An 18,047-nucleotide genomic window follows, 5' to 3' on the forward strand; every position below is an offset into this window, starting at 1 on the left:
CTGATTTTTATTACCACAGATTCGCAGATTATTTAAATCGGTGTAATTATTCTAATTTCTCCTATCATGTTCCTGCCTTCTAACTTCCAACCTCTAACTTCCAACCTCTAACTTCTAACTTCTAACCTCTAACTTCTAACCTCTAATCTCTGCCTTCAAAGTATCGCTTTCAATCACTCCGTCACGCAGGCGAATAATTCGGTGAGCATAAGCAGCAATTTCTTCTTCGTGAGTTACCAGAATTACGGTATTGCCATTGGCGTGGATTTCGTTAAAAAGATTCATAATTTCTACCGAAGTTTTACTATCCAGATTTCCGGTAGGTTCATCGGCAAGAATAATCGAAGGTTTGTTGACTAAAGCACGAGCCACAGCCACACGCTGGCGTTGTCCTCCCGAAAGCTGATTAGGCTGATGATCCATTCTGTCGGCAAGATTGACTTGTTGGAGTACTTCTGTAGCTCTGGCGTTGCGTTCTGATTTTGAATGCCCGGCATAGATCATAGGTAATGCCACATTGTCTAATGCTGTAGTTCTAGGCAATAAATTGAAAGTTTGAAAAACAAAACCTATTTCTTTGTTGCGAATTTCGGCCAGTTCATCATCTTTCATTTTACTCACATCTTTTCCGTTTAGGATATACGTTCCTGATGTGGGAGTGTCTAAACAGCCCAAAAGATTCATTAAAGTTGATTTTCCGGATCCGGACGGACCCATCAGCGCCACATATTCACCTTTATTGATTTCTAAATTAATTCCTTTTAAAACATAAACAATTTCGTTTCCTAGTACAAAATTTCGTTTTATATCCGATATTTTTATTAATGGTTTGCTCATAATTTCAGGTCTCGATTTAGAATTTCCTTTGGAAAACCAAATCTAAAAAATCATTTACTAATAAGTGGATAATATTGTGAAAATCTTATGATTTATAAAACAATAATTAGGTTCGAATGGTAAAATGTTCTTTGGGTTGCTCTTTTCGAAAGAAAACCAACCCCCATTGAAATGTATCAATGGTTACCGAAACTTTTGGATGTTTCTTGATAATTTCCCAGGCTTCTTCCATTTCGGCTGACCAATGAATATCATCAAAAATCCAGACAGAATCGTTAGTAACTGTAGGTAATAAAAGTTCAAAATAGTCTAAAGTAGCTTTTTTAGAATGATTGCCGTCAAAGTAGATGAAATGGAAAGTTAGAAGTGGGAAGTTAGGAGTAGAGAAGTAGGTCGAAAATTCAGTTACGACAGATGTTACATTATTGATGTTGAATTTTTGCAATTGCAATTGACATTGATTTGCTGTATTTGGGCAACCTTCCAGTGTAATTATTTTTGCGTTTTTATTTCCTAACGCCAGAGCAGAAGTCGCTAATCCTAACGAAGTTCCCAGTTCTAATACATTTTCCGGTTGGAAATAATGGACAATTCGATATAGTAATTCAGCACGTTTTTTAGAGATTCCTGCTGTTTTGGCTATTTGAGCAATAATTCTTGTATTAGATTTAAAAACTTTTGAACCTGCACCAAAATCAGTGACTTCAATCGTGTTTTTGTTTTTTAAAAGTGCGTTGCGGTATTCTTCTAAAATTGTATATTCTTTTTTTACTTTTTTGTCGTAAAAACATTTGGTAATCAAATTAAAAACAAAAGGGGAGTGCACCGCATGTTCGTTTTTAGAATGCCAAAGGAATTTTAGATACGCTTTAATTTGGAACAACATGGATTGTTAGAGGATTGAATTAAGCAAAAATATTTAACCCGCAAATTTCATAAAATTGCGCAAATTGATTTGTGAAAATTTGTGAAATTTGCGGTTGTTTTTAAACGGTGTAGTTTTTGTATTATTTGTATTTTTTAATAGTGACTTTTCTAAAATCAATAGGGAAACCTTCGTATTGCAATAAAATCCGACCTTCGGTAACGGAAGATGCTGTTCCCTGATTTACTAATTTACCGTTTAGTTGCTGAGTAATCACACCATTTTTAGAAGTCACAACAAGAGTATTCCATTCTCCAACAGCTTTTTCGGCATCTGCAAAACGTTTGGCTACGACACTTTTTCCGGGTTCGGTTTTCTTACCATTGATGTTTAAAGTGACCTCCTGAAGTAAGACAAAATCACCGGTAGCGCCTTCTTTTATTTGGAACTGAATCCCTTTTGGCCATAAAACATCCGGAGTTTCTGATGGAACTAAGTACATTACACCACTGTTTTTGCTGTTGTTCTTTCTAGTAAATTGAGCATCAGTATTCCAGCGGAATTCAACTGTTAATTTAAAATTTTTAAAAGATTGCTCTGACATCAGGTAACCTGCTTTAGGTCCATACATTCGAATCATATTATCTTCTGTCGAAAATAATTCAGCGGCATTGCTTACTTTTCCTTTTTCTTCCCCAAAAGCATACCAGCCTTTTAAGTCTTTTTGGTTAAAAAGAGCAATTTGTTGGGCGTTATTTTTTTGCGAAAGCAGCAATACAGCAATAAATAAGAAACGATATAAGTGAATCATGAGAGTATTTTTTATTTTCTAAATTGGAAATGCTACGAAATAAAATCTTCCCGAAGAGGCGTAAAACTGTCTACCAGTTTCACATATTCGGATAGGGTTTGGATGCTGTGATTTAAATTGGATTCAATTTTGAAAACATCTCCTTCTTCTAAAAAATATTCTCTGTCCTCCACAAATAATTTTAAGGAACCCGAAGCCACATACGTAATTTGTTCGTGAACATGCTTATGTGGTGGATCCGGATTTTCCATGGGTCCGTTCAGGAATTCAATAATTGTTACCATTAAATGATCCAGATGAACCACTTTTCGCATTAAGGACGGATTGGAATTGACTGCTTCAAATCCATCATTGTTTTTTATTACTTCCATAGTTGTTTGTAAAAAAGAAGGCTCAAAGTACTAAAATAAAATTGGGTTATTCTAATGTTCAGTTAATTTAGTTGATAAACATTTTTAACATCTTCCTGCACTAACCAAGGTCTTTTATCTTCTGATTTTGCAGTTATTTCACAATTTTTAAAAGTAACAGCATCGGTATGTCTGATGAAAAAACCAAAGGCATTCGTGTTTCCAAAATAACTTCCTTCGGGATATTTTCCATCGTATTCCATTACTGTTTGGTTGGTGGTTTGGATACCACCTTTTAATTCGAAATTTAGGTTTTCAAAAGTTACATTTTGGATATTATGACCTTTTATTCCGGTGATGATGGAAGGATATTGTTGCGTGAAATCAGATCCATGTATATTTTTGAAAGTTATATTTGAAATAGCCCCAATACGGGTTTTTCTATCGGGTACCGTTCTTTGTCTGTCTGCTAAAAGGATGAAAATGGCTTGTCCGCAATTTGTAATTTGGCAATCGCGAAAATTTAAATTATCGATTACCGCGCCATCCATCGATTCGATACAGAAAGCTGAATTCTGATACGCATTTTTCAGAATCAATTCTGAAACATCAAAATTCATAAAGCCCCCTAAACCGTCGGTCCCTAATTTAAAGCAATTGCCTGCTTTTACGTTTAGTTTGTCTAAAATGCATCTTCTTACAATGATGTCTTTACAACCATATTCGCTACCGCTTTTAAAACAGATTCCATCGTCTTCTGATGCAATAGAACTGTCTTCGATAAGGACATTATGACAATCCACAATATCAATTCCGTCGCGATTAGGAGTAAGTTGTCCTGTGTTTACTTTTAGATTCTGAATAGTTATATTATTGGATTCAATATAAACCTGAGTCCAGCAAGCAGGTTTAATAAGTGTCAGATTAGACACGGTAATGTTGTTGCTGCCAACAAATGCCAGTATAGAAGGCCGGTCTTTCTCAGTACCAATTTCTTTTACATGCATCCAGGGTTCATAATCACCTTGCCCATTAATGGTTCCGCCGCCGGTTATGGTCACATTTCTAATTTTGTTTCCGTAAATTAATCTTCTCTGGCAATCTTCTAGCATTCGATTAGGATATTTTGTATCAATAAGATGATGTGGATAGTCTTTTTCATCATCAGATTTAATTCCTAAAAGAGTGGCTGAAGCATCAATTTTTAATGTTAAGTTGTTTACCAAAACTATTTGACCTGTTAAGAAAGTGCCTTTTTCCAGAACAACTGTTCCACCCTTTTCTTTACAGGCATCAATTGCTTTTTGAATGGCTGCTTGGTCATTTGTTATTCCGTCTCCTTTTGCACCAAAATCATAAACGTTATGTTCTACTTTGCTTTGTGCATGTATAAATAAGGCTGAAAATATAAATAAAAGTGTAATGCTGGCTTTTTTCATGGTTTTTAGAAATAGTCAATTAAATTATTTAGGACCGTCATAATTATAATGGAAAAAGTTGAATGCTGCTGAGCCTCCATCATTCAATTCATTATAACTAAATAAAACTACCCGACTGCCTTTCCAATAACCAAATTCGGCATTGAAATCAGGGCCAATGGCTTTGAAGTTTTTATTGTCAAAACTATAGAAAAAATGATTTTTCTGCTGAACAAGGTCTAGTTTTAACTTAAGATAAATGATTTTTTTAGTAATTAAAACTTCTTCTGAGGTTTTGTCTTTGCCTTCAAAATAAACATATAATTGTCCGTTTTTATTTTTGACACCAATCGAATTGTACATTTTAGACATACAGCTTAATCCTGCTTTTTGCCCGGAAATCATTTGGTTAGCATCCATCTGAACTGTAACTTCTCCGTTATTTCCCATTATTTTTTGAGTCAGCATATTATAAGCTTCCATGATGTTTGCTGCTTTTTTAGCTTTTAAAACAAACCATTCTTTTTTTTCGGTTAAAGACCAATTAGCATTTATAGGATTATGATTCCATTGCCATTGAAGCCCTAATTCGGCTGAATTAAATTCGTCATCTGATTGTGGGGCGACTATGGGAAAATTACTGTCTACATCCGGTTTTTTCCATACCGCTACAGGTTCTCCAATACCATTTCGATCAATGTCTACTCCAATAACGGGCCAGTCATCATGCCAAAACATCGGTTGTAAATGCAAAACGCGGCCTAAAGCGCCAGCGGATTGAAAATGATAAAACCACCATTCTCCCTTTGGGTTATCCACAATTGCTCCCTGGTGCGGACCATTAATTGGCGTACTTCCTGTTTCCAGTACTACTTTTTTCTCATAAGGGCCATAAATGTTTTTGGAACGTAAAACAGTTTGCCATCCTTCAGAAACGCCGCCTTCCGGAATGCTTATGTAATAAAAATTATTTCGCTTGTAGATTTTAGTTCCTTCGGCAACCGGACCTGTATATACTGTCTTGCCCTCATCGAGCAGTTTTGTTCCGTCGGCACTCATTTTATGAATAATAATAGGACCTGCACCGTGAACGCTGTGTCCCAGATAAGCCTGTCCGTCATCATCCCAAAACGGACAAGGATCTTCCCATTTTTCTACCTCTTTTACCAGCAGAAGTGGAGACCAAGGACCTTGTGGAGTACTGGAACTGCTCATAAACAAACCTTCATTGATTGTACAAAAGTACACCCAGAATTTATTGTCGTGAAAACGTATTGCCGGAGCCCAGCTGCCTCCGGCATATCTTTTAAAAGTATCGTAAGCCGGAAAATCCAAGCGATTGTAAATTCGCCCCACGATTTTCCAGTTTACCATATCCTCTGATTCCTGAATAGTCATACCCATATAATGAAATTCCGAACAAATCATATAGTATTTATTTCCAACCCTGATGACATCCGGATCAGAATAATCAGCATTTATAATAGGATTGATATAAGTGCCATTCCCCTGATCACCCCAGGAACCTCTTTTTTGACTATGAGAAAGCGTGGAAATAAGTACAATAAAATAGAAAGCGAGTAGGTTGTTTTTCATTTATTCGAACTTTATTTTCCTCGTTTAGGCGTTGGCGTCAAATCGGTTAAATCAGCAATTTTAACTGGATTTCCTGTTTCAATACTGTTTCGGGCAGCAATACCAATTAAGACTGACATGGCACCGTCTCTGCTTCCGGCTGATCTTTCAAACGGGTCAGCTGTACCGGCTGTTTTGAATATTTTGTCATGAAGTCTTTTGTCTCCTCCTCCGTGTCCTCCTTTTTCGGTAGGAACTGTTACTTTTTCAAAATCTTTCCAGAGTTTATGGACTATAATTGTTTCATGGTTTGCTTTTTCTAATGCAGATTGTTCCATTTCTTTGGCATGCATTTCGGCCTGATCTACATTTGTTTTCCTGTCATAAGGAATATCTAAAGATGCTTCAATACGTCCTTCGGTACCATTAAAAGCCAATCTCCATCCTTCAAAAGGAGAGTAGGTAGTAAGGGAGTAGTTGACAATAGTATTGTTAGCATATTTTATTTGAGCCGACATTTTATCATAAATATCAATCTCTTCTCTAAAAAGACAGTTGTCTCTAATGTAGCCATCATGTTTTTCATTGGCCACATACAACTCCATGGCATGTTTGTCTTTTGTTATGTCATAGTAATAATCACAAGTTGTTTTATGGTCGCAACTTCTGCAATTTTTTCCTCTAAAAGGATTGTTTTTTCCGTAATGTTCTAAATCACCCAATGCAAAAACTTCTGCCGGATCAGAATCAAGCCACCAATTAATAAGGTCAAAATGGTGTGTTGCTTTGTGTACCCATAGCGAACCGCCACTTTCTTTTTGCCCGTGCCATCTTCTAAAATAGGAAGCACCGTGATACGTATTCAAATACCAGTGAAAATCAACAGAAGTGATTTTGCCAATCGTATTATTAGCTAATAATTCTTTGATTTTTGTGCTATACGGACTCCATCTGTAATTAAAACCAACAATCAGATTTTTTCCTGATTTTTTCTCGGCATTTAGAATATCCTGACATTTATTTTCATCGGTTGTAAGCGGTTTTTCGGTCAGCACATCGTAACCTGATTCCAGTCCTTTAATGATAAATTGATGATGGGTTGAATCTTTAGTGGTGACAATTATTAAATCCGGTTTTGTTTTTTGTAACATTTCGTCAAAATTTACAAATGTGGGACAATTAACACCGATGTATTTTTTAGCATATTCTAATCTTCCTGGATTAATGTCGCTGAGCCCCACAAATTCAAGTATATCTGAATATTCCTCAACTAATCTTTTGCCCCAGAAACTAATACCTCTGATTCCGGTACCTACCAGAACGATTCGGAGTTTTTTAGTAGTATCAAAATCAAAAGAGCTAAGTGGAAATGCGGTATAAGCTGCAAGCATACTTATAGAGGTCAAAAATTTTCTTCTTGTAACTTCCATGAAATGTGGTTTTAATGATGATTAATAAATTTAATAAGTGGTTTTTTTTTGGTTTTTTAAATGTAATTAATTTATTGATAAGTTGTTACGGGCAATTTTTGTTTTTGTTTCGAAAATGACTTTGGATTGCCATCAGAATAAAAAAAATCATCTGATATTTTTAGGGAACACCAGATGATTTTAATTTTTATAGCTAAAATTAGTTTATGACTTTTCTACTACTTCTGCTTTTTTTCTCCAATAATTGGCTAATAAAGAACCGGAAACATTCATCCACGGGCTAAAAACTGCTGATGCTAAACCAAGAGTGGCTAATTTTCCCATCGACCCGGCAAGACCGGAAGCCATTCCGCCGTTTTGTAAACCTACTTCAAAAGCAATGGTACGACTGCAATTTTTGTCTAAACCACAGAGGCGACTCAGATAATAACCAAAGAAATAGCCCGCTCCATTATGAAGAATTGCTACTAAGAAAAGCAAAAATCCTATTTGTATTAAATTATCACGACCTGCGGCTGTAGTCACCAGCGTAAAATAAATAATACCAAACATCGAAAAATAAGGCATCAGGCTGTCAATTTTAGGATAGGATTTGTAAATTAAATGATAGGTTTTACCCACGATAAATGCCCCTGCTATAAAAGCACTAATTTCAACTAAATGTGCTACAGTACTATCATTTTCGTATGTGAAAGACGCACTAAAGAAAAACAATATTCCCAACCAAATTGCAGAAAGCACCGTTAAAATATCGATTCTTTTTCGGGCTGTTGTTCCGTAGTTTTTAAGTATATCATGAATCATAGCTGCCGCTAATGGTACTAAGACAATTTTGATAATTTCCATCATCATATTAAAAAAATGTACTTCGACCATTGTTCCGGCGAAAATTTTCATCAGAAACGGAGTCATAACAGGAGCTGCCAGAGTAGAAATAGCAGTTACGGTAACCGATAAAACCAAATTCCCTTTGGCAATATAAGTCATCACATTCGATGCCAAACCACTACTACAGGAACCAATTAAGATAATTCCGGCTGCAATTTCGGGTTCGAAATTAAAGCTTTTTGCCAAAATAAAACCTGTAATAGGCATAATGGTAAAATGGCCTAATAACCCAATGAGAACCCCTTTTCCGGATTTGCGAATACCTGTAAAATCCTCAATACTCATCTGAGTTCCCATTCCGAACATTACTAATTGGATAATGATTAAAATGAGCCATTTGTTGCGTAAATCTATCGAACCAATGTGCAAAAAAGTTTGCGGATAAATCAATCCTGCACAAACCGCTGTCATAATCCAAAAAGTATATTGGTAGCCACTTAAAAGTTTGCTGTGTCCAATACCTATGGACAAACTTGAAAAAGCAGTAATCAGACTAATTTTCCAGATGCTGTCCATTTGTAAAAACCAACCAATAGCAGCAAGGAGGAATAGAAAGGGACTGGCCCAAAGAAAAAATTTACGCATAGGGATTTGTTTATTAGAAGTATACTTCGGCTAATTTTTTCATCGCAATGGCAGGACTGGCTAAAATTGGAACTACTTTCTCAGCATCACTTAAACCATCAACTACACGAGCCATTGAAGCCTGAGCCAGGACAATAACACCTACTTCCTGCATCAATTCTTTTAAGGCTTTGGCGACCATTTCGTCATGTTTTGTCGCATCGCCACTCATTAAAGCTTCAAAAGCACCCTCGCATAATTTAGATACAATGCTTACATTTTTCCCGGCAGCTAAAGCTCTTCTTCGAACCAAATCACTTGTTGGTTCCAGTGTAGTAGGCAATGTAGCAATAACCCCTATTTTCTCACTGATTTGTACGGCTTCATCAGCCATGGCCTGATCGACTCTTATTACTGGAACCGTACATAAAGTGGCTGCTGTTTCTATGGCTACGCCAATGGATGAACAAGTCACCAGAATCACATCGGCTCCGGCTTCTTCGGCGGCTTTTATGTGGTTTACAACCCTGGCAGCTGTATTAGGCATTAGTTTTCCTTTTTTAATTACATCTTTAATAAGGCTGTCGTCAACGATATTAAAGGTTTCTACATTGTTTAAATGTTCCGCAGTTAATTGCTGGAATAATGGTACTAATGTTGCTGAGGTGTGGACGAATCCTAATGTTTTTGCTGTCATTTTAATTTTTCTCCTTTTAATACTTTTATAAAATAATCGGGAGTGCCTACCTGGCCTCCTTTGAAATTTAATTCTAATCCGTTTACTAATTCGTCTTCCGAAATAGCTTTACAAAGCGGTGCTCCGGGTGCTAAAGGCGCTATCATTTCGAGCGCAAAAATTCCCAATTCAGACGCGGCATAACTGGAGGTATCGCCTCCGGCAAAAAGAATACGCTGCATTTTCACAGATTTTAAAACTTCTTTGATAATCTGTCCTAAAACACGACCGTAGATTTTGCTGCTTTGTTTCTGGATTTCTTTTGGCGTAAGCCCGCTTCTTTTTAAATAATCTTCTGTTGCTGCAATTCTGGAATCATTTGTTCCAATGCTGGTGTGCAAAACCGTATTTTTCCCTGCTTTTAGATTCTCAATAATAACTTTAGCAACATCGGCAATGCTTTGTTCCTGATGGTCGTGATGCATCACTTTGCTTTCCAGAGCGATTCCTTCAAAACCATTTTCCAGTGCATATTCTATTTGGCCGGCTGTTACCGGTGAGCAACTTCCGGAAATAACAAGCAGGGGAGCAGCCTCACCCGGATGATTGAAATCGTTGGTATGTTGAATTATATTTTCTTGGTTCCAGGCTAAACCTAATGCCATTTCGATACCCGAAGAACCCACCGTGAAAAGTGTTTTTTCTTTTCCTTTTTGATGAAAAACGGTTCCGATAGTTTTTAAATGATCCTGATTGATGCCGTCAAAAAAGACGATTTCAGCCGTTTCTTTGGTTTTTAATTCTTCTAAAACCGCTTCAGCGCCTTTTTCAATAGTAGTGATATTCACTAAATCAATGCTCTTTTTTGTTTGCTTTGCCAAATGCAATCTCAAATCACTTTCATCAGCAGGAGTTACAGGATGCTTGCTCATCGAGTGATGACGGTCAATACGATAGATTTCGCCATTTCCTGTTGTACCCATTTTAGCAAACAAGTTTCCAAAAGCAAAATACCTTCCTAAATGCGGAGCTGCAGGCGATACAAAAGTGGTTTTTTGGTTAAAAACATCCGAACCGATTTCGATAGCCTTGCCAATATTTCCCACATGCGGAGCCGAGTCAAATGTGGAGCAAACCTTATAATGTACTTGCTCTGCATTGAAATCCCGTAAGGTTTCGAAAGCAGGATACAATTCGCCTTCCATTTCTTCCGGTGACATCGAACGGCTCTTTCCAGCCAGACCAATAGCCTGTACACCCGGAAAAAGTTCTAAATCTTTATGAAGCGGAGGACGAAGAAAAAGAACCGTTTTTATACCGGCCAGGGTCAGGAATTCTAAGGCATCCGTGGAGCCTGTGAAATCATCTCCGTAATATGCCAATAATAAAGGATGTTCTTTGTTCATATATAAAGTTTATTTTTTTTGCCACTAATTATTCGAATTGCCACTAATACTAACTAATGATTCTAAAATATATTACACTAATTTTTTTGCTTTTGTAATGGGAGATTAGTGGAATGTATGATATTTAAATTGGTGTTAATTAGTGTGATTCGTGGCTGTTTTTAATTATTGTTTTGAGAATTTTTTTACTGATGCTGCAAATTCAGGATATTGCAAAGCTGCTTCTTCAACAGATAAACCATCAACTGCTGCTTTCCAGGCTTGTTGCAAGGCGTTTACACCGGCTGTTGGTCCCATAGGATGCGCCAGTATTCCGCCGCCGGCCATGTACAATAAATCGGTGGTTTGGGTTCTGCGGTAGGTTTCCGGAGCTTGTCCGCCCCATTGTCCTGAAGAAACTACCGGCAAAGGATTGTTTCCGCAAACAAATGGTTTTAAACAGGATTGTATCGATTTTACGACTGAGTCGTCCGATTCCCAGAATTTATTCTGAATCCCGTTTACGTGCATTTGGTCCACACCGGCTAAGCGCCATATTTTTTGGTAAGCAGGAAATTCAATTCCCAATAGCGGATGACGGTTTAGCATTCCCCAACCGTTTCTGTGTCCGTGGATAACCAAATCTCCTTGGTCACAAATTTTCTTGGTCGCACTCAATCCCACGCTATTGATGCTAATCATCGCACAAGTTCCTTCGTGTTTTTTGATTAAATCATATTTTCGTTGCATTTCGTCAATCTCATCACTGATATTGAACGCATACATTACTTTTTTGCCAGTTTTTTGAGCATGATCGTTAATTACTCTCATGATAACGTTTACACGATCGTCAAAAAGAGAGTTGGCTGTAGATCCCATCAGTTCATCATCCTTGATAAAATCGATACCTGCATGGATTAAAGTTTGCACTAACGCTGCAGTTTCTTCCGGGCTCATACCTACACTTGGTTTGATAATGGTTCCAATCATCGGTCGGTCCTTTACGCCACAGGAGGCTTTAGAACCCTGAATACCAAATTGCGGTCCTCGGAATTTATTTTTAAAAGAATCCGGCACCTCAAAATCCATTAGTTTTAATCCGGTAAACTGACTGATTTCGTATAAATTTCCTTGTAAAGTGCTAATAAGAAGCGGTAAGTTATAACCGAAGTTCTCAATAGACCAGCTCACCTGAACTTTGGCTCTCTGGTATTTTTTACCCGCAATCGCATTTCCCGGAATCGAAGGTTCGTCAACAATATCCAGTTTTTCGATGTTTTCTACACGGGCAGCAAAACGTTGTTTGAGTTCGGCAGTTTCCCCCGGCACAGAAACAAAAGTTCCTGAAGATTGTTCGCCCGCCAATACGGCTGCGGCTTGTTCTACTTCATAAGGCGTTTCGATATAATATTCTGCAAAAATTCTTTCCATTTCTTTAATACGCTATGCTGTTGTTATTGTTTTAGTCTTCTTGTAAAATTAAGACTTAAAATCACAAATACAAATGATTAGTGCTTTTTTCGAAAAAAATAAATAATATTCGAAAGTAATAGAAAGTAATACAAATAAAAAACAACTACTAAATAGTAGTACATTGACTATCCGTTTTCTATACCAATGATTGAGAATGGCACACAGTTGGGACTGATTATAACGGATTATCGCTGATTGTGAATTTACAAATAGCTATGAAAAATCCGGTTTTATCTGTTTAACAGTTTCATCTGTGGTCTTTTTTAGTTTGGTTTGTTCAGCTAACAGTCATGTGATATTATAATTATTTAAAAAAGTAAGATCCCTTAAATCCAGAAAAAACCACCCCGCCTTTCAGGCACCCCTCCAAGGAGGGGAAATCACGATACTTCCCCTCCTTTGGAGGGGTGCCCATAGGGCGGGGTGGTAGCTTCACCTTTTTCATTTCTTCGATAAAAAATCACTGATTTGATTACTGATTTGCTCCATACCTTTTATCGATGGATGGCCTTCCTTTTTATCAATATCTTTCAGCTCAATACAATCTACATTATAATGTTTGCAAATGGTTTTTACAGATTCATTGATAGTCTCTTTCAAATCTGAATTTAAGACAAAGTATATTTTAACATTTGGATAGCGGCCCAGCATATAATCGAGCATATAAGCCATGGCTGGACGAAAATCATATAACTCTTCTTTAGTCCAGTCATTATATTTGAACTGACCGATAGGCGCGTTAGCCCAGGCGTCGTTAGTTGCTCCGAAAATGAAAATTACATCAGGACTTCCAAGGTTATCCATACGGCGTATGAAAGAACGAGTGCTGTAATCTTGTTTTTGATAACCTGTATTACAAATAGTAGAACCCGAAAAAGAATTATTAACCTCCAGTTTGTAATTGTTATCTTTTATGAATTTGTACCACCAGGTTTGTTTTACCGAAGTTACATCTGTTTTTTGAGTGATGTTGGTATCGTACCATACAAAATTTGTGTCAGGAACCATATAACGGTCAAAAGTAGAGTAGGAATCACCTAAAATGGAAACAGATTTTAGACTCTGTGCATAACCAAAAAAGCTAATAAAGAGGCATAAGGTTAGAATTAATCTCAGTTTGTGTGTTGTCATTTCTATGGGGTTTTTATTGTTGTTTAGTTTTATTCGCTTTTTGTTATTCCATGCGATCCAGTGTGAGTGGGATGATTTCGGACGCGAAAGGATTGGCGGACGAGCGGAGGAACTGCTGTAATCTAATTATTTCCAACCAAATTCATTAACTTTCTGCTCAATAATTGTTCTATCAATCGGAGTACTGAAATGTGTTGAACTTAAAGTAATAATTTTTTGAGTTCGTTTATTTACCAAATCTAGATTTTTTCTTTGCTCACTATCTGAATATTCTTTTTTGACTAAATATTCAGCTATTCCTTCATGATTTAAATGTGGTGCTAGATTACTATCTAATTTTTCTATGATTATTTTAAGCAACTTTAACATGTCAATTGTTTCTTGTTCATCAAACTTTAAGACGTTGTAGCTTTCGAAATCCAATTGGCTTAATGAACCTTCCCAATATCGATTTAAATCTGAACCAAAATCACATATTAAGGACTTCAATGGATTTCCAATTTCTTCGTATAGGTGAGTAAAATGATTACGACGTAATCTTAAATACTTTAACGTATTAATTAAAGAAATGTCAATAATTGGAATTGAAGATGATTCTAAGGTTAAATTATATTTTTCTTCTAATTGAGTGTCGTTAGTCGCTATAAATGTAGATGAATTTATAGATTTTAATAATTCAAGACTATCGATTAGATAATAGCTAACGACTTCATAACTTGTAGAAAAATAGGCACCAAAGGTAAAAGTTTGATTAAGGTTTTGAAAACTAGGTAATTTGGATATTTTAACACGAATTCTTGGTGCCATATCATTCGATGCAAATAAATCTGTCGTAAATAAATCTCCAGCATTTGGACCAAATTCTAGAAGACGTTTATCTAACTCTTTACGATTGAATTGAAAAAAACAAAATTGGTCATTTAAGGATGCAAGCCTTTTTATGTATTTATTTTTAAGAATAGTTTTCATAACATCTTTGTTTAGACTAATGTCGTAGTTGTTGCGGCTAACTCTACCTTCTCTGGTGCTCGATTGCATCGAGTACCTACTTACCTTGGTAATCCTTAAATAAAGCGTTTGCAACGCGGCTAATTTAATAATTTACCATAAAGGTTCTACATTTACATTACAAAAAACAGTATTATCTTCTTCATAGTTTCTATAACTGCTATTGACATAATCTCTTTGATGAAATACGATTTCGGCTTCTACAGGATTGTAGTGAATGTAATTTATTCTTTGTTCTATTTTTTCTAAAGTGTCTAATATAACCGGATGAAAACCATCTTGCCATAATTTGTAATCTTTTGCTCTCCCTGATTTTTGCGCTTCATAGCTGAATTTACGCAACAACCATTCTCGTCTGCTTTCAGGATATTCTTTGATAGCTTCTATTAGTTTTTTTGAAGTGAATTTTTTGAAATCCCGAATAACATTTTGCAACTCCCCATCAAATGCTGTAGCAATTAAATGAATATGACTGCTCATATAAACATAAGCATGTATGCTCAATCCTTTTTCTTTGATACAATAATTTAAAGAATCGTCTATAATATTGCAATAAACAGGTCTCACCAATAAATCTACCCAATCTACAACTGTTATAGTAATAAAAGTGGGAACGGTACTATCAATAACTTTGTATTTCTCAGACATTGATTTGTTTGTTTAAGAATTATTTTTTTAGTGAACCGCGTTGCAAACGCTACAATTATCTATTCCTGTAAGTAGGTACTCGATGCAATCGAGCACCAGGGTGGAGTTTACACCAACAAAGTCGGGTAATCCTTTTGGTTTTATGTTTTTCAGTCTGATTAAGCAAATTCCAACGATAGCTTTGTCTTTGTATAGTTTTGGTCTAAAAGGAAACGGGATAATTTTCTCCACCGATTTTGGGTCAGCTGTGAAGTTGATTAAAATTCTTCTGTCTATATAACCGTGTATTGTCGGGATTTTCATTGTTGTTTCTGTTTTTGTACCATTAGCTATGACTCATTTATACTGGCTACAAAATAGCGCCTATACACCCAAAAGCGGATAGATTGTCGCTATTTTACTTGCGTATTATTTTGCTTTTCTCAAATATATAAAATATTCCTACAATATTGAAAGATTATAAGTTTCGGATTTTGATAGTGAGATTGCTTCATTCTTCGCAATGACTTTGATTGCGGAGTTTGTTTGCGTTAAGGATGGAAGCGGCATCCTTTTATGAATCTCGTTTTTTAACGAGAGGAATAAAAGATATAGCGTACAGCCTGACCTCGTTGAAAAATCTAAATTTTAAATATGATTTTTTTCAACGAGGGAACGCCCAAAAAACAACAACCTCTTTTAAAAGGATAAAAGAGGTTGTCAATGGCAATATTTCGATTTGTAAGCTATTGGATTTTAATGTTCTTTATTCCCAAAAGGCTTTATGATAATTCCCAGACTGAAAATAAATCCGTCAGTAGGAGCATAAATCTCCGGAAATGCGGGCTTGTCGTGTGTAGGTAAAACCAATGGTGAAAAGCGACTTTGTCTTCGGTCAGTGAAATTCTCAAAATTAGTAAAGAGTGCTCCCCATTTGAAATTTCGCATCAGTAAAAATCCCATTGTGGTATAATCAGTGGTTTTAGTTCCATTTGATAATAATTGCCGTCCAGTGTAATAGGTTTCAAAACCAATGCGCCAGGCTTCACTTTCATACATAATTACACTTCCCACATTGTGCTTGGGAGTTAACGGTTTTTGTGGGTTTCCGGCTAAATAATGCAAACGGGCATCAATAAAAGCATAGTTTAAAAACCATTTAAAATCCTTGTAAGTGAACTTAATATTGGTTTCGGCACCTTTACTCAAAATAACTTCTGAAGCATTTTCGAATTTGAAATTAGTTCCGGAGCTATTTAATAATAAGGCATTTTGAATAGCAGTCACGTAGAAAAGCTGGTTTGCCGAGAATCCAATTTCGCCAAAACGCTTTTGGAAATTAAAATCATAATTCACTCCATAAGAACGTTCGGCTTTTAGATTTTCTTTGTCAATTCCCAACACATTTTCAAAGTTGATGGATTCGGCTTCTTCGGTAAAAATATCAGGGATTTTGTACCCTAATCCACCACCAATCCGGCTCGAAATTCCGTTCTCATTTTTGTACAATACAGAAATCCTTGGTAAAGGAAAAAATCCCCAATCAGCATTATAATCCGTACGTAATCCGGTTTCTAAAATCCAGTTTTCGCTAATGTCAAAGATGTTATTGGCAAACAAACCATAGGTAAATTCTTTTTGATCGCGTTGCAATAAAGCATCATCAGCTTCATCAAAATCAACCGAATAGGCATTGGCACCCAAAATCCAATCGGTTTTAGCATGGGCTCTTTCGTAACTTATTTCGGTAAACGTATTGATTTGCTTTCCGCTAAAATTAAAATCAGGCACTTGCAACGAACGGTCAAAATAAGAAATACTGTTTTTGATATTGAAATTGCTCAGTGAATCCAGCTGGGTTTTGTATACCGCCTGAGTGCTTAAACGCTTAGAAACATTGTCTTCGGTGTATTGATGAATACCGTTTTGCTGATTTTTAATTGTAGTCATATCGCCTCCAATCCGGTCATCATAAGTCCCGTTAACACCCAGCCAAAAAGTAGTTTTCTCGGAAGGATAATAAAAGAATTTGGGATTAAAAGAAATGGATTTTGTTTGAGGTAAATTACTAAAATCATCATCTTCGGGATCATAGGCTTTTTGATAATGTGCCGAACCGTATAGTGTTGTCCCAAATTTTTGATTTCGCTTACTGTAAAACACATTCGCCGTACTTCCTAAAGCATGGGTTTGAGTGAGCATAATGTCTAAAGCCGGTTCTTCATCGGGAGTTTTCGAAACCATATTGACTAATCCGGCAATAGCGCCACCGCCATACAGTGTAGAAGAACTTCCTTTGATAATTTCAAATTGTTGTAAATCTAAAGGCGGAATCTGCATAATACTCAATCCACTGGAAAAACCGGAATACAATGGAAAACCGTCTCTTAAAAGTTGGGTGTAACGTCCGTCAAGACCTTGGATTTTAATGTTCGAATTACCGCTGCTCAACGAAGTTTGCTGCATTTGGATACCGGTGCTTTCACGCAAAACCATCGAAATATTGGTTGGATTCATCGTCGCTTTTTCTTCTAATTCTTCGCTATTGATAAATTCAATACGGGTTGGGATTTTTCTAACGGTTCTGCTGGTGCGCGACGTTTGTAAAACCACTTCTTCGAGTTCGTTTTCATTGGGTTCCAAAGTAAATATAAAAACGGACTGACCCGGAATTTGGATGGTTTTTTTCAAGGTTTCAAAACCCAGATAAGAAATAATTATGGTTTGTTTTCCATTGGAAATATTCGAAAACTGGGCTTTTCCCTCAGCATCCGTAACAGCCGATTTTTTGTCTGATTCGAGGTATACATTGGCACCAATTACCGGTTCGTTTTCAGAAACTACCTGTATTTGTAGAGCAGTTGTTTGTGCCTTTATTCCAAGGCATGATAGGAGTAGGAGCATGGCGCTCAAAAGGAATTTATTCATTTGAAATGAAATTTTATAGTCCGTTTGAATTTATTGAAACGATTTCTTATGTCAGTTTTAGCTAATAAACAAACTCTTCGA

16 protein-coding genes are annotated in these 18,047 nt (G+C 36.4%); all 16 read right to left on the reverse strand.

The genetic code is table 11. The features are described from left to right. Positions 1 to 135 precede the first annotated feature (135 nt). A complete protein-coding gene (locus BUB89_RS11355) occupies positions 136 to 837 on the reverse strand; it encodes an ABC transporter ATP-binding protein (RefSeq protein ID WP_073245157.1) in 702 nt (233 codons plus the stop codon). Positions 838 to 943: 106 nt separating this feature from the next. Continuing rightward, positions 944 to 1,723, reverse strand: coding sequence for an O-methyltransferase (locus BUB89_RS11360; protein ID WP_073245159.1), 780 nt, complete (start codon positions 1,721 to 1,723; stop codon positions 944 to 946). A 121-nt stretch (positions 1,724 to 1,844) separates the two neighbouring features. After that, complete coding sequence (locus BUB89_RS11365; protein WP_073245162.1) at positions 1,845 to 2,513, reverse strand: 3-keto-disaccharide hydrolase; 669 nt, start codon at positions 2,511 to 2,513, stop codon at positions 1,845 to 1,847. A gap of 32 nt (positions 2,514 to 2,545) precedes the next feature. Further along, positions 2,546 to 2,884 carry a cupin domain-containing protein gene (locus BUB89_RS11370; protein ID WP_073245164.1) on the reverse strand — a complete coding sequence of 113 codons (339 nt, stop codon included), beginning with the start codon at positions 2,882 to 2,884 and terminating at the stop codon, positions 2,546 to 2,548. Between the two features lie 62 nt (positions 2,885 to 2,946). Next, entirely contained in the window at positions 2,947 to 4,302 is a 1,356-nt protein-coding gene (locus BUB89_RS11375) for a glycoside hydrolase family 28 protein (RefSeq protein ID WP_073245167.1), read from the reverse strand. A 24-nt stretch (positions 4,303 to 4,326) separates the two neighbouring features. Next, positions 4,327 to 5,877: a glycoside hydrolase family 43 protein gene (locus tag BUB89_RS11380; protein WP_073245169.1), complete on the reverse strand. Its 1,551-nt coding sequence runs from the start codon at positions 5,875 to 5,877 to the stop codon at positions 4,327 to 4,329. Between the two features lie 11 nt (positions 5,878 to 5,888). Beyond that, a complete protein-coding gene (locus tag BUB89_RS11385; RefSeq protein ID WP_073245171.1) occupies positions 5,889 to 7,286 on the reverse strand; it encodes a Gfo/Idh/MocA family protein in 1,398 nt (465 codons plus the stop codon). Between the two features lie 204 nt (positions 7,287 to 7,490). After that, positions 7,491 to 8,759: a bile acid:sodium symporter family protein gene (locus tag BUB89_RS11390; RefSeq protein ID WP_073245174.1), complete on the reverse strand. Its 1,269-nt coding sequence runs from the start codon at positions 8,757 to 8,759 to the stop codon at positions 7,491 to 7,493. Positions 8,760 to 8,772: 13 nt separating this feature from the next. Further along, positions 8,773 to 9,435, reverse strand: coding sequence for an aspartate/glutamate racemase family protein (locus BUB89_RS11395; protein WP_073245175.1), 663 nt, complete (start codon positions 9,433 to 9,435; stop codon positions 8,773 to 8,775). Continuing rightward, positions 9,432 to 10,820, reverse strand: coding sequence for a four-carbon acid sugar kinase family protein (locus BUB89_RS11400; RefSeq protein WP_073245177.1), 1,389 nt, complete (start codon positions 10,818 to 10,820; stop codon positions 9,432 to 9,434). Before BUB89_RS11400 ends, BUB89_RS11395 begins: the two co-directional genes overlap by 4 nt. A 165-nt stretch (positions 10,821 to 10,985) precedes the next feature. Continuing rightward, the gene (locus tag BUB89_RS11405) at positions 10,986 to 12,230 is read right to left on the reverse strand and encodes a ribulose-bisphosphate carboxylase large subunit family protein (protein ID WP_073245179.1); all 1,245 of its coding nucleotides are present in this window, start codon (positions 12,228 to 12,230) and stop codon (positions 10,986 to 10,988) included. Between the two features lie 483 nt (positions 12,231 to 12,713). Beyond that, positions 12,714 to 13,403, reverse strand: a complete 690-nt coding sequence (locus tag BUB89_RS11410; protein ID WP_073245181.1) for an SGNH/GDSL hydrolase family protein — start codon at positions 13,401 to 13,403, stop codon at positions 12,714 to 12,716. Positions 13,404 to 13,529: 126 nt separating this feature from the next. Further along, positions 13,530 to 14,372 (reverse strand): hypothetical protein, encoded by an 843-nt coding sequence (locus BUB89_RS11415; protein ID WP_141384528.1) that lies wholly within the window; start codon positions 14,370 to 14,372, stop codon positions 13,530 to 13,532. 132 nt (positions 14,373 to 14,504) lie between these two features. After that, complete coding sequence (locus tag BUB89_RS11420; protein ID WP_073245186.1) at positions 14,505 to 15,059, reverse strand: REP-associated tyrosine transposase; 555 nt, start codon at positions 15,057 to 15,059, stop codon at positions 14,505 to 14,507. A 27-nt stretch (positions 15,060 to 15,086) separates the two neighbouring features. After that, positions 15,087 to 15,362: a DUF2071 domain-containing protein gene (locus BUB89_RS11425; protein WP_141384530.1), complete on the reverse strand. Its 276-nt coding sequence runs from the start codon at positions 15,360 to 15,362 to the stop codon at positions 15,087 to 15,089. Positions 15,363 to 15,794: 432 nt separating this feature from the next. After that, positions 15,795 to 17,966: a TonB-dependent receptor gene (locus BUB89_RS11435; RefSeq protein ID WP_073245191.1), complete on the reverse strand. Its 2,172-nt coding sequence runs from the start codon at positions 17,964 to 17,966 to the stop codon at positions 15,795 to 15,797. Positions 17,967 to 18,047 lie beyond the last annotated feature (81 nt).

Source organism: Flavobacterium flevense, from assembly GCF_900142775.1.
GTDB lineage: Bacteria > Bacteroidota > Bacteroidia > Flavobacteriales > Flavobacteriaceae > Flavobacterium > Flavobacterium flevense.

Coding starts and splice junctions, on each gene's coding strand:
- BUB89_RS11375 (WP_073245167.1), bottom strand. CDS start 4,302: ATGAAAAAAGCCAGCATTACACTTTTATTTATATTTTCAGCCTTATTT.
- BUB89_RS11355 (WP_073245157.1), bottom strand. CDS start 837: ATGAGCAAACCATTAATAAAAATATCGGATATAAAACGAAATTTTGTA.
- BUB89_RS11420 (WP_073245186.1), bottom strand. CDS start 15,059: ATGTCTGAGAAATACAAAGTTATTGATAGTACCGTTCCCACTTTTATT.
- BUB89_RS11410 (WP_073245181.1), bottom strand. CDS start 13,403: ATGACAACACACAAACTGAGATTAATTCTAACCTTATGCCTCTTTATT.
- BUB89_RS11380 (WP_073245169.1), bottom strand. CDS start 5,877: ATGAAAAACAACCTACTCGCTTTCTATTTTATTGTACTTATTTCCACG.
- BUB89_RS11415 (WP_141384528.1), bottom strand. CDS start 14,372: ATGAAAACTATTCTTAAAAATAAATACATAAAAAGGCTTGCATCCTTA.
- BUB89_RS11385 (WP_073245171.1), bottom strand. CDS start 7,286: ATGGAAGTTACAAGAAGAAAATTTTTGACCTCTATAAGTATGCTTGCA.
- BUB89_RS11390 (WP_073245174.1), bottom strand. CDS start 8,759: ATGCGTAAATTTTTTCTTTGGGCCAGTCCCTTTCTATTCCTCCTTGCT.
- BUB89_RS11370 (WP_073245164.1), bottom strand. CDS start 2,884: ATGGAAGTAATAAAAAACAATGATGGATTTGAAGCAGTCAATTCCAAT.
- BUB89_RS11405 (WP_073245179.1), bottom strand. CDS start 12,230: ATGGAAAGAATTTTTGCAGAATATTATATCGAAACGCCTTATGAAGTA.
- BUB89_RS11365 (WP_073245162.1), bottom strand. CDS start 2,513: ATGATTCACTTATATCGTTTCTTATTTATTGCTGTATTGCTGCTTTCG.
- BUB89_RS11425 (WP_141384530.1), bottom strand. CDS start 15,362: ATGAAAATCCCGACAATACACGGTTATATAGACAGAAGAATTTTAATC.
- BUB89_RS11360 (WP_073245159.1), bottom strand. CDS start 1,723: ATGTTGTTCCAAATTAAAGCGTATCTAAAATTCCTTTGGCATTCTAAA.
- BUB89_RS11435 (WP_073245191.1), bottom strand. CDS start 17,966: ATGAATAAATTCCTTTTGAGCGCCATGCTCCTACTCCTATCATGCCTT.
- BUB89_RS11400 (WP_073245177.1), bottom strand. CDS start 10,820: ATGAACAAAGAACATCCTTTATTATTGGCATATTACGGAGATGATTTC.
- BUB89_RS11395 (WP_073245175.1), bottom strand. CDS start 9,435: ATGACAGCAAAAACATTAGGATTCGTCCACACCTCAGCAACATTAGTA.